We start from the raw sequence: 14,325 nt of genomic DNA, 5'->3' as shown, positions 1-14,325 counted from the left end.
CATGAGAATAGTAAAAATGAAATTACATATTATAAGCATTCTGTTTTTTATTACAATCCTAAATTGCAGTTCACAATCTTTAAATCAATATAAAGAGCAAATCAATAAATATCTTGCACAAGAAGATTATTATGCAGCTTATGTTGATATTTTAGAAGCTTTAAAGTATGAAACAGAAATGGATTCATTTCAGATGTTGGCAGGGATCACAGCGTTTAATTTAAATGCGTTCTCAAAAACAACAAAACATTTGAAAAGTATTATTGACAAACCCATTGTAGAAAGGCATCCAGAAATTGATTTCTATTTAGCGGAATCTCAATTTTATCAAGGATTTTATAGTGAAGCGTTGATCTATTTTAAATCATATTTAGCATCCACCGTTTCAGATGGCGAAATGAGTACAAAAGTTCAGAAACGGATTGAATCGGTTAATTGGGCAAAAGAGAATCTTAAATATAAAGATCCGCTAATTTCTATTAAAAAATTGGATGCTCCAATAAATACAAAAGAAAATGAATTTAGTCCATTTTTTAATGATAGCTCTTTATATATAACATCACAAAATACATATGAGAAATCGAAACGTGGAAAAATCAGTAAAAATTCAGGTCAGATTTTAAAATTTAATGAGAAAACACTGGAAGCACAAGAATTGGATAAAAGTTTTTCTGAAGAAGGTGTTCATATGGCACATCCTTGTTTAAATGCCGATAAATCAAAATTATTTTTTACTGTTTGTAATTATGCAGAAAACAGTACCACACTTCATTGTGACCTTTATGTAAAACTAAAAACACCTAAAGGTTGGACTCCAAAGCTTAAATTACCGGATCCTGTAAACAGGGTAAATTACTCTTCAACACAACCCTTTATAAGTATTGATCCTGAAACCAAATTAGAAAAATTATTTTTTTCAAGTAACCGGCCTGGAGGTCAAGGAGGCTTTGATATTTATGCAGTCCTATTAAATGACACCAATGATCCTTCACAAGTTGAAAATCTTGAATATATTAACACCGTTGAGAATGAATTTAGTCCTTTCTTTAATTCCCATGAGAACACTCTTTTCTTTAGTAGTAAAGGGCATAAAGGATTTGGAGGATTAGACATCTACAAATATGCATACGCAGGTAAAGAATCGAATCAAATAATCAATCTTGGCCCTTCAATTAATAGCAGTTATGATGATCTCTATTATTTTGAAAATTCGCAAGCTCGCAAAGCATATATGGTTTCCAATAAACCTGCATCAAGTTTTATCGATGAAGATATACAAGCATGTTGTTATGATATATACAAAGTTAAATATACACCTGCTACCATCGAATTAATTGTAAACACTTATGATAAATACGATTCCACTCCTTTAAGAAATGTTCAAATATTTATAAAGGATATTACGGAATCCGATTCTTTAATTTATAGTACAAATTTGACTGACAAGTCCAATCTTAATTATAAAATAACGGAAGACCGGAAATATAGAATTATTGCTGCCAAAGATAACTGGATAAGCGATACAACTTACTGCAGTGCTATAGACCTTGAAGATTTTAGTCCAATTACGAGAAATTTGTATCTGGTTGAGCGAAAACAATTGAATGCCTTTACGTTTGAGAAAACCACAAATGCAAATTTAAAAGGTGTTACTGTGGAACTTTGGGACCTGGATCATAATAAATTAATAAAGTCAATTGTGAATCCGGATAGTAATTTTTTCAACTTTGAATTACTTAAGGGAACAAAGTATAATTTAATGGCAAAGAAAAATAAATATGAATCTGCCAGTGTATCTATTAGCCCTTTGGAAACTTCCCTAGAACCTATCTTAAAAAGAAATCTTTATCTAGAATTAGCGGCAATAGCGGAATTAAGAAAGCTACTCCCTATAAGATTGTTTTTTGAAAATGATATGCCGGATTTAAGATCCCAATCAGATACTACTTCGGTTGGTTTCTTAGATATTTATAATGATTATTTTGATAAAAAATCAAAATACATTTATGAATTTACGCATAAAATGAAAGGCAGTAAAAAGGATCAAGCAATTTTGGAAATTGACACTTTTTTTAATCAAAATATCAGAGCCAATGCAGAAAAACTAAAACTGTTTATGGAAAAACTGATAATCATATTAGAGGAAGGACATGAAATTGATATTTTCTTAAAGGGATTCGCTTCTCCACGTGCAAAATCAGATTATAATCAGCATCTTTCATCCAGACGGGTTACCAGTGTTAGAAATGAATTTGACAGATATAATGAACATGTTTTTCATGACTACATAAAGAATAAAAATTTTAAAATAAAGGAAGTTCCATTTGGTGAATCCCTTTCATCAGGTGATGTAAGTGACAGTTTAGATGATACCCGAAATTCAATTTACAATCTAAAAGCTGCATATGAACGAAGGGTAGAAATATTAGAAATATTAAAAGGGGTTGAAGAATAGTCTTAAATATTTTAAATTTAAATCGATGAAAATTTTCTTAAATAAGTGCACAAATCTTTTTTTAACGATTCTATTTCTGGTGTGCATTTACTCACCGAAAGCACATGCCAGCCATATTGTTGGCGGTGAGATGTCCTATAAATGTCTTGGCGGCCAGGTGTATGAAATTACATTAACCTTGCGCAGAGATTGTTTTAACGGAAGTCCGGAAGCTGAATTTGATGATCCTGCACATATTGGGATCTTTGATACAGAAGGTAATCCAGCTCGAAATGTTGGTCAATTTGGATTACTTCTTTTGGATTTTAGAAATGATGATACACTGAATGAAATCTTAAGAACTGAGTGTGAAGTAGTAGGAGGGGATGTATGCGTTCATACAACAACCTATCGAGGAAAAATAGAATTAGCTTTTGCAAAAGGAGGATATACCTTGGCATATCAAAGGTGTTGCAGAAATAAAACCATTACAAACATTTCCGACCCTGAATTAATAGGAGCAACCTATAGTGTTGTGATATCTGAAGATGCTTTGCGTTATTGTAATAGTTCCCCTAGATTTGGTGCTTTTCCCCCAATTTATGTTTGTGGGGATCGCGTTATTAGTTTTGACAATTCCGCAAAAGATCCAGATGGCGATTCTTTAGTTTATAGTTTATGCGTACCCTTTGCTGGCGCTGATACTTCTAATTCAAAGCCTACACGTCCTAGTAAACCACCATTTCCTTTGGTAAACTATAAATCACCTTTTAGCTTAAATGATTTACTTGGGGGTACTCCCACTTTAAAAATTGACAAAACTACCGGTTTGCTAACTGGTCAACCGAATGCTATTGGACAATATTTAGTGGGTATCTGTGTAGACGAATACCGAAATGGCCGTCTACTTTCTAGAGTACGTAGAGATTTTCAATATAATGTCCGTTTTTGTACCACGAATCCAGTATCAAATTTTGATGCTGATAATTCGGTTTTATGTAAAGGGGATAGTACCGTTAAATTTACGAATAATAGTATCAACTCTAAAGCATATACCTGGTATTTTGACTATCCAAATACGAATTATACTTCAATAGATACAAATCCCGTATTTACATTTCCTAAACCAGGAAAATACACGGTCGCCTTAATTGCAGTAAGAGCAAAAGATTGTATAGATACCAATTATAAAAATATTTTTATTTATGATGAAAATCTATTAGGCAGTGACTTTGATGCAAATTATGGCTCCTGTGATGATAGTATTGAAATTTCATTCAAAGATAAATCATTTGATTCTCTATTAAATATTTCGAATTGGAATTGGTTTATACAATTAAATAATAACATTGTCACTTCCACAAAGCAAGATCCGAAATTCACATTTTCAGATACCGGAACTTTATCTGTAAGATTGATCGTTACATCCTCTGGTGGTTGTACAGATTCATTAGACAAAGAATTTAAATTAAATCGGCTGAAGCCTATGTTTCTTTCCGAAAAAATTCCAATTTGTATTGGTGAATCTACCAAACTAATTTCAAATCCAGATGGAAGATTTAAATATAATTGGTCTCCTTCAGCTGATCTTAGTTGTAACGATTGTCCGGATCCTATTGCAAATCCTGCAAATGACATCCTTTATAAAGTCACGATAACCGATGGTAATTGTACAGAAGAAGATTCAATATTAGTTACCGTATCCAGATTGTTAGATATAGATATTAAAGGAGACTCTGTAATTTGTGCTGATGAAGTTAATTTATCTGCTATTGGAGGCGTCGAGAGCACTATTGAATGGTCTGATGTCTCTGATTTTGGCAATATATTAAAATCAGGTTCATTCCTTTTTAATACTAGCATTCAAAGTAAAAAAACATTTTATGTAAGAGCAAAAAGTAATGCCAATTGCCCCGGCTCTGATAGTATATCTGTAGAAAATCAGAAAGTTATTTTTCAAACAACTATAGATTCCTTAGTTGTTTGTGAAGACGATACATTTGAATTGGAATTAAATAATCTTCGTCCAGAACATCAATTTCAAATTGAATGGAGTCCTGTGTCTTCAATATTATCTGGTCAAAGTACTAATAAAATTTCTGCTATATTTCCTGATTGTGGAATAAATCAATTTCATGTTAAAATTGAAAATCAATATAAATGCACCGGAGAAGACTCTGTACAAGTTCGAGTCATTTGCAAGCCGACAGTAGATTTCAAAGTTGATAAAAATTGTGATAATACCTTAGTCACGTTTTCTAACTTAAGCTCGAATGGCAACTATTATTGGGACTTTGGAGACAGTACCTCAGCTACCGATAAAAGTCCAGTTCATTTGTATGCTAAACCAGGAAGATATACGGTAAGCTTAGGTGTGAATGCCGAATGTAAGAATGCAATATCCAAAATCGTAGATGTTGGTTTTATTATGGTAAGTTTAAAAGAACGTGTAGTAAGTTGTTTAGGTACGCCTGTTAAATTAAATGAAAATCCAGATACAACTTATACCTATGAATGGTCGCCTGCAAATGGCTTAGACAATCCAAATAGTCAAAATCCAACGGCTTCAGTAACAGAAACGACCATCTACAAAGTGCGCGTGTTTGATAAAAACATACCGGATTGTTTTATTGATCGTACGGTTACGGTTTTTGTACCCCCAACCATTAATTTGAGTGTAAATAATGATACTATTTTATGCAATCCAGGAAAAATAATACTACAAGCTGCAACAGATGTAACTGCAAATATTGAATGGACGGATCAAATTGGAATCTTATTAGGAAGAGGATATCAATTAGAACAACAATTCATTGACTCAATGTATGTATACGCATTTGCTACAGATCAATATGGTTGCGGTGAAAAAGATTCTTTTCGAGTCGTTCCTTTGGATACCAATTATATTGTCCGCGGTAAAGTAAACCTCTGTCCAGGTGCTGATGGGTTTATTGAATTTATCAATAATGATGGACACCAATATGCTCTAAATTGGACGCCAGGTCGATTTATAGTATCTGATCCTACCTTATCAAGAATTCTTGTAAAGCCTACCGATACAACGATTTTTTATTTAAGCATTGTGAATGAATATGGTTGTGCATTTAAAGATAGCTTCCAAGTAAATATTAGTCGCTTTAACCCACCACTTGAAGCTTTTGCAGAAGATGATACAATTTATCTTGGTCAATCTACAGTATTGCACGTTAATTTAGGGTATTCTAATTATAATTGGGTGATTCCTTATAATTTAAGTTGCACAGATTGTACAGATCCTGTTGCGAGTCCACTTTTCTCAACACTTTATACGGTAAAAGCTAAAAATGAAGATGGATGTGAAGATCAAGCAGATGTTCGGGTTATTGTCATTAGACCTAATTGTGATGATACCGATGTATTTATGCCAAATGTATTTAGTCCTAATAATGATAAGGAAAATGATGTTTTAGAAATACGAAGTAACTTTCTAGAATCCGTTGAACTTTATATTTATGACCGTTGGGGTGAAAAAGTCTTTGAAACTAAAGACAAATCAATGTGGTGGGATGGCAGCTATAAAGGGGTTGATTTACCGCCAGATGTATATGGATATTATTTTAGAGTTGTTTGTGTAGATGGCAAAAAATTCTCAAAAAAAGGGAATGTCACATTGATAAAATAAATATAGGAAAGTTTTTAATATGTAGTAAGTTTGTTATAACTTTCGGATTCGAAAACAACCCAATTCGACCGAATTTAAAGAACCTATTATTTGCAAATTATTTTTAAGTAGTTGAATACCAATTTCTTATAAGTAGTTTCGAGATAACAAACTGAGTATGAAGCATTTTTATCGGTATTTTTTATTCCTTTATGTCATTTTTTATGCTTCCGATTTAAATGCCCAAGATATTCACCATTCCCAATTTTATACAAGTCCATTGAATGTAAATCCAGCGCTAACTGGAATTTTTAATGGTGATAACCGATTTAGTGTAAATTATCGAAGACAGTGGTTTGTGGATGATATTGTTAGGTACATGACAATAACTGGCTCTTATGATCTTAGATTTTATCCTAAAAAATGGAAAACCAAAGGATTCTGGAGTGGTGGAATCCTTTTTAATTACGATCGTGCCGGAGATTCTAAATTAGGTCTAGCACATTTAGGAGTAAGTGCTTCCTATACCTATCCGCTTAAAGCGAATCATTTTTTGACTTTTGGTGGTTTGGTAGGCATCTCGCAACGGCATTTTAATCCGGATGAATTGCAATGGGATTCACAATGGGATGGGGATATTTTTGACCCATCCAGAATCACACAAGAAGATTTTACCAAAACATCTACCAATTTTTTTGATTTCAATGCCGGCATCAATTATAGATGGCAAAAATCAAAAAGAACTAAACTCGATTTTGGAATTTCAGCATATCATCTAAATCAACCAAAGCAAAGTTTCTTTCAACAAACATTATCAATTAAGTTACCCATTCGATTGAATCTGTGTTTGACACCCAGTTTTCAAATTACAAATTTATTTGATTTCGTTTTTTATGCTCAATATCAAAATCAAAATCCGTTTCAGGAAATCGTTTTTGGTGGATTTGGAAAATTTTATTTAAATCAAAAGCGAGGTAAAGAATTTAATGTATTACTTGGAATTGGAACTCGACTAGAGGATGCAATCATTCCTAAAATTGCTATTGAATGGAAAAATTGGTATGCCGGTTTAAGTTATGATATCAATACGTCAGGTTTCAAAGCTTTTACAAATCAACAAGGAGGTCCTGAATTTTCATTAGTACATATATTGACTAAAGCGCATCCCCTTACTGTTTTGAAGTCTTGTCCAATTTTTTAATTACTGGAATTACCTTATGAAATCCTTTTATATATTCATTATAATATTCTTATTTAATTCAATTCAGTCGAATTGTCAAAGCCTGGAAAGAATTGTTGAGGCGGGAGAAAAATCCTTATCCAGTAAAAACTATTATGATGCTTATTCAAAATTTAAAGAAGCACTTGAGTTTGAACCTACGAATGCAATTTTTATCAATAAAGCAGCAGAATCTGCAAGACTTTTTGGCGCTTATAAAATCGCAGCAAACTATTATTACACCTTATTAGTTCATGAGAATAATAACCAATTTCCACAAACCAGTTATTGGTTAGGACAAACACATCAAATTCAAGGGGATTATCAAAAGGCAATAACTGCTTACAAAATTTTCATTTCAGAACATTCCGGAGAAGATCCATCACTGATAGCTATTGCAACAAAAGAAATAAAAGCATGTGAGTGGGCTATTCAACAATTACAGAATCCAGTGAGTGCTATTAAAGTTGTGAGATTACCAGAAGGTATAAATTCTACATTCTCAGACTTTGCACCTGCATTTTGGAAAGAACAATTTTGGTACTCTTCCTTGCGATTTGAAAATACAAAAGAAATATATATTCCTAAACGATATGTGGCTTCGGTTTTATCTACTAAAAATGAAACTTCTCCAGTTAAAGTAATCGATGAAAATTATATTGACCGAGGTTTAAATATTGCACATTCTAGTTTTAATAAAGATTTTACAAAGGTATATTTTACAATTTGTGAGGATTTGAATGACTATGATAAACGCTGCGATTTGTTTGTAAGTCCAGTTGATAAAAATGGAACGTGGGGTAGTAAAACTAAATTACCAGATTATATAAACAAACCCGGAACAACTACCACACAACCTCATTTAAATTATATCGGACTTGAAAACAAGGAAACACTCTTCTTCGTTTCTGATCGAAGCGGTGGAAAAGGTCAATTGGATATTTGGTATACTGAAATAGATAAGATTGGTAATTACTCAGAACCCATAAATTGTGTTGACTTGAACACAAATCAGGATGATATTACCCCATTTTTTCATACGAAATCAAACACTTTATATTACTCCTCAAAAGGCCATTTAGGGATGGGTGGATATGACGTGTATTCAACGCATTATTTAGATGACCATTGGGGCACTGCAAAAAACTCAGGAGTTCCTATTAATAGTAGCTTTGATGATGTCTATTTTATGATCTCTGATTTAGATACCATTGGATTTTTAGCATCCAATAGAACCGGATCACAATTTCTTGATGATGCCAGCGAAGCTTGTTGTCTTGATATTTTTAAACTAAAACTCCCAGCATGTAATATTAATTTGGAAGCATTGGTTTACAATTTTTACAGTAAAAAGGAATTATATAATGCTACCGTTACGCTATATGATATAGACAGACCCCTGGCAAAACCTATTGTATTATCATACGAACAAACAAATAAGTACAATTTTGATATTCTCTGCGATCGAAATTATAAAATTATTGCTACAAAACCAGGCTATATACCGGATACTGCAAACTTATATTCTGGCAAACCATCAGAATTTACAATCATTACAAAAAAATTATTTTTAAAACCAAAAGATGTCAAACTGGAAGTTTTAACATTTCATAAAATTACAGGTGATAGTTTAAACAATGTTACTGTGACTTTATATGATCTGGACGATCGGACAATTCCGCCTATTACGATTACAAATTTGAATAGTAATTTAACGCAATTCAATATTATACCTTGTCATACTTATAAGATCACTGGCTTAAAAAAAGAATTTTCACCAGCTGAGTTAAAGTTTACCATTGATTGTAATTCTGTTGGCACCATTACCCATAAATTGTATTTAATTGATACCATTTTTAGTTTATTACCAGTGAGCTTATATTTTGATAATGATCGACCGGATCCTTCAACATTGGCAGAAATAACGAAATTAAGTTATTCTCAAACGTATTTTCAGTATTATTCTAAAAAAGAAGAATATCAAACTAATTATATAAAAATTCAACCTTTTATAAACGCCAGCTCCCCAAATGATATGTTAGAATTCTTTGAAAAAGGAATTAAAAATGGATACGATCGGTTTAATGAATTTTTATTAATTCTTGAAAAAGATTTACGAAAAGGAAAAAAATATGAAATATTTGTAAAAGGGTATGCATCACCGCTCGCAAAACGTGAGTATAATCTAAATTTATCGCATAGAAGAATCCACTCTATTTTTAATGAATTTTATAAATATCGCAGTGGTACTTTAATAAAATATATTAATTCTGGTCAACTAAAATTAAGTGAAAAACCTTTTGGTGAGAATACTGCACCAAATGGGATTAGTGATAATAAACAAGATTTACGATCCATCTTTACTGTTGAAGCTTCCAAAGAACGAAGAGTTGAAATTGTTGAGATAAAGTAAATAACATCCTTATGAAAGCAGATACATTTATTTTCATTTTAAAAAAGGGCATTATTAGAATATTGTCTATACTAAGCTTTTTTCTATTCTTTATTCATACAAATTATATTCATGCAACACATATTGTAGGAGGGCAGCTCAGTTATCGGAATCTTGGCAAAAATCAATTTGAAATATCCATTATATTCCGACGTGATTGTATAAATGGAGCAGATACGGTGCCTTTTGACAACCCAGCATTATTAGGTGTATTTTATGGAGATAACCAAAAAGCATTTAGAATTGGATTTGATGGTGTAATTCCAATTAAACAAACCGTTGATGATACACTTACAGAAACAATTGATAACTTTTGTGTTGATAAATTTAAAGAAGTTTGTGTTCACCAAACTATTTATAGAGATACGGTGCAATTACCATTTGATGAACGGGGCTATATTCTAGTCTATCAAAGGTGTTGTAGAAATACTACCTTAGCGAATATAGTAGATCCATTAGAAACCGGAGCTACATATACCGCTCAGATTACTGCCAAAAATTTAATTGAAGGAAATTCAAACCCGCTCTTTGGGTCCTTTCCTCCAATTTATGCTTGTGCCAATAAACCATTTACGTTTGATCATGGCGCTATCGACTCGGATGGAGATTCTTTAGTATATACTTTGTGTGCTCCCTACTTAGGCAAAACCAGATTAGATCCAGCTGGAAGACCAAGCTTTCCTCCTTATGATACCGTAACTTGGAAAAGTCCATTTAATATTAATAATTTATTTGGTAGTCCGCTTACGATTAATCCTAATACTGGTCTTATAGAAGGTACCCCTCCAATTCTTGGACAATTTCTGGTTGGTGTTTGTGTATATGAATATCGGAAAGGTCAACTAATAGGTTATGCAAGAAGAGATTTTGAATTAAACATCGTACCCTGTGGTATAAAACCTGTTGCAGCATTTGATAAAACATCAGCGCTTTGTGATGGCCTTCAGCAAAGCTTTAAGAACAATAGTATTGATGGAATCAATTATCAATGGTTCTTTGATTGGCAAAATGATAAAAGTTTACAATCCACAGCAACAAATCCAGTATTTAAATATTCGAAAGCAGGCATTTATGAAGTAATTCTAATTGCAAAAAATGGCGAATGCGATGATACTGCTCGACTCAATATCACTGTAATTGATCCACAATTAAAAGCAGCATTTGACTTTCAAGTAGATTGTATTAATAAACTTCGAATCCAAATAAGTAATACCTCTACTGCAAATTCAACAATTATAAATTACAACTGGACATTAATCGGAACTTCAGATAGTTTAAGATCTAATTTAAAAGATCCCGTATTCAATTTGAATGGCGATGGAAAAATTACAATAAACTTAATTATAACGGATGAGAATGGATGTACTTCAAGTATTACAAAAGAGCTTTTTGCAAAAATTATAGATATTGATCTTATCGCTAATGAAACAAAAATATGCAACGGAGATTCTACTAAACTTGTTAGAAATCCAAATGTAAATTTCAATTATCAATGGAGTCCTACCTCGAGTCTCGATCTTCGCAACCCAAGTGATCCGATAGCAAGACCAAATATTACAACTACCTATACTGTCACTATAACAGATGGTTTATGCTCCTTAATAAAACAAATTAAAGTAATCGTTTTAGATAAAGTAAAAGTCGAAATATCTGGAGATACCATCATTTGTAATGGAAGCGTAGAATTGAATGCAAAATCAGATTCTACTACTATTTTTGTTTGGTCTAAAAATTCAAACTTTAATCCAATACTATTTAGTGGCAATAAATTATTAACCACCATATCAGGAAGTACAAGATTTTATGTTCAGGCAGGTAGTTCAGAACAATGTAAAGACACAAGTTCAATTTTAGTCACAGATCGTTCTGTAAAATTAAGCTACACTAAAGAAAAACAAACCTGCACAGGTGATACTTTTGAATTGGACCTTAAGAATCTAAATTCTAGTGATATTTTATCTGTAAAATGGGATTCAAATGCTATTATTCTTAGCGCGCTCGATGTTCTAAATCCAATAATTTCTATAACAAATCCAGGAAGATATGTGCTCCATTTTACAACTAAGAATCAATACGGTTGTGTGTTTAATGATAGTATCATTATAATTGCAGTTTTTGCAGAAATTCCTGAATTCACTTTTGAGAATATATGTGGGTCTTTAGAAGTTAAGGTTAGCACGAATGCAATAGGGAATATACATTGGGATTTTGGAGATGGAAAGGGTAGTGGAATTCTAAAGACTATGACTTACAAATATGAAAAAGCGGGTCGGTATACGATTACGTTGGAAACGGATTCTATTTGTCTAAGATCAACTTCTAAAGAAATCGTGATCGTTGAACTGAAAGCAACTTTACAAGATTCTGTTATTGCTTGCTTAGGACAATCTGTTGCATTAAATCCAGGTGGCAATACAAGCTATAAATATAAATGGTCTCCATCGGAAGGTTTAAGTGATAGCACCATTGCAAATCCAACTGCTACGGTTTCGGTTAGTTCCAAATTTTTCGTAATTATTTCGGACCCTAACTTTTCTGATGCCTGTTCAATAAAAGATAGTATTTGTGTAGTAGTGCCCCCTAAAATTATTTTGAGTTCTAGTCCGGATTCTATTTTATGTGAGCCTGTGTTGTTAACCTTAAAATCTAATGCCAATTTAACGAATATTAAAATCCAATGGTGTGATGAAAATAATAAATCTATTGGTGATGGCCCACAAATACAAGTCACTCCGGAAAAAACAACATTTTATATAATTAAAGCAATAGATTCTTATGATTGCGAAACACGGGATACAATTCATGTGACTATTTTTGAATTGAAAGCTGAAATTTCAGGTAATCATATTATCTGCAAGGGAAATCAAACTCAATTAAAAGCCACTGCAAGACCAGATTCTATGTACACCTATGAATGGAGTCCTAAACAAAATATTATTGGTAGCAATACAGATTCCATAGTGCTTGTAAACCCAACAGAAACAACCACTTTTAATGTCATCATAACCAACGGCAAAGGTTGCCGTTGGGAGCGCAGTTTCACTGTTGAAGTAAATGACCTTCAGAAGGATTTTATTGTAAGTGCAGACCCTACAAAGATTGTACCAGGACAAAAATCACAATTAATTGCAACATTTGATCCTACCTGGAAATATATTTGGAAACCAAATGATGGCAGTTTATCAGATTCTAGTATTTTTAATCCTGTAGCGAATCCAAATAAGACAACGACCTATACTGTAACTGCAACTGACCAAAATGGATGCACGGCAACTGGCATTGTGACCATCGTCGTAACAAGTTGCGAAGAAGCTGTATTTATACCGAATGCATTTAGTCCGAATCAAGATACCAAAAATGATATTTTATTTGTTCGAGCCAGAGCATCTGCAATTACTAAAATTGAACTTATTATTTATAGCCGATGGGGTGAACGTGTATTTAGTACAAATGATATTAATATTGGTTGGGACGGACGCTTTAATGGAAAAATATTGACCCCTGATGTTTTTGGTTACGGATTAAAATATAAATGCATCGATAACCAGGAATATATTAAAAAAGGAAACATAAGTCTTTTAAAATAACGAAGCCGCTTTTTTAAAAACAAGGTTTTTTAAACTCAATGCTGCAATTTCAATTGCCTTTTCAAAGATACACTTACATATGGTAAACATTAGTGAATGCCCAGTTTGTAGTAATAACTTATTTCAACCTTTCTTAACTTGTAAGGATTTTTCTATTACAGGACAAAATTTTGAATTAATACAATGTACCAAATGTCATTTTATATTGACATCACCTCAACCTGCAGTAAATGATTTAGGACAATATTATAATTCTACAAACTATATATCCCATAGTGATACCTCGAAAGGTCTTATCAATAAAATATACCGATTCATCCGAAACTTTACATTGAAGCAAAAAATTAAGTTAATCCATAAATATTTTAAACAAGGCACTTTATTAGATATCGGTAGTGGAGCTGGATATTTTTTAAATGAAACAAAAAAATACAAATTTGACTCCATCGGTATAGAACCTGATTCTACAACAAGAGAAAAATCAATTCAACAATTTGATTTAAAAGTATATGACGAAACATATATTCCAGGTATAAATTTAAATTCATTTGATATTATTACGATGTGGCATGTATTAGAGCATGTACCCAATTTAAATGAACGATTAGAACAATTAAAAAATTTACTCAAACCGAATGGAATTTTGATCATTGCTTTGCCAAATTGTGATTCTTTTGATGCTCAGTATTATAAGAATTATTGGGCCGGCTTTGATGTGCCCAGACATTTGTGGCATTTCAATCCAAGCACAATGGAATCTTTAGCATCTAAATATAATTTTAAGTTAGATGCAATTCTGCCCATGTATTTTGATGCTTTTTACGTTTCACTTTTGAGTGAAAAATATAAAAATTCTCTTTTATATTTTCTTAAAGGATTGACCATTGGATTTATTTCCAATATCACCGCTTTGATATCGGGAACATCCAGATATTCAAGTCAAATTTACATATTTAAAAACGCAAATAAAACTTAGCAAAAGCAATTCTTAAA

The 14,325-nt window shown here is 32.3% G+C and carries 6 protein-coding genes; all 6 read left to right on the top strand.

Going from position 1 to position 14,325, the window contains the following annotated elements; genetic code table 11:
* Position 1: 1 nt before the first annotated feature.
* Complete coding sequence (locus tag IPO86_10265) at positions 2 to 2,455, top strand: hypothetical protein (protein MBK9728491.1); 2,454 nt, start codon at positions 2 to 4, stop codon at positions 2,453 to 2,455.
* Positions 2,456 to 2,480: 25 nt separating this feature from the next.
* Positions 2,481 to 6,095, top strand: coding sequence for a gliding motility-associated C-terminal domain-containing protein (locus tag IPO86_10260; protein ID MBK9728490.1), 3,615 nt, complete (start codon positions 2,481 to 2,483; stop codon positions 6,093 to 6,095).
* A gap of 157 nt (positions 6,096 to 6,252) precedes the next feature.
* Positions 6,253 to 7,275: a PorP/SprF family type IX secretion system membrane protein gene (locus IPO86_10255; protein ID MBK9728489.1), complete on the top strand. Its 1,023-nt coding sequence runs from the start codon at positions 6,253 to 6,255 to the stop codon at positions 7,273 to 7,275.
* Positions 7,276 to 7,291: 16 nt separating this feature from the next.
* Entirely contained in the window at positions 7,292 to 9,706 is a 2,415-nt protein-coding gene (locus tag IPO86_10250; protein ID MBK9728488.1) for a hypothetical protein, read from the top strand.
* Between the two features lie 11 nt (positions 9,707 to 9,717).
* Positions 9,718 to 13,332, top strand: coding sequence for a gliding motility-associated C-terminal domain-containing protein (locus IPO86_10245; GenBank protein ID MBK9728487.1), 3,615 nt, complete (start codon positions 9,718 to 9,720; stop codon positions 13,330 to 13,332).
* A gap of 79 nt (positions 13,333 to 13,411) precedes the next feature.
* Positions 13,412 to 14,308, top strand: coding sequence for a class I SAM-dependent methyltransferase (locus tag IPO86_10240; protein MBK9728486.1), 897 nt, complete (start codon positions 13,412 to 13,414; stop codon positions 14,306 to 14,308).
* Positions 14,309 to 14,325: the final 17 nt, after the last annotated feature.

The organism is Saprospiraceae bacterium, assembly GCA_016717265.1.
GTDB lineage: Bacteria > Bacteroidota > Bacteroidia > Chitinophagales > Saprospiraceae > Vicinibacter.
Note: the sequence above shows the minus strand (reverse complement) of the source record. Positions and strands in the feature narration are given on the sequence as shown.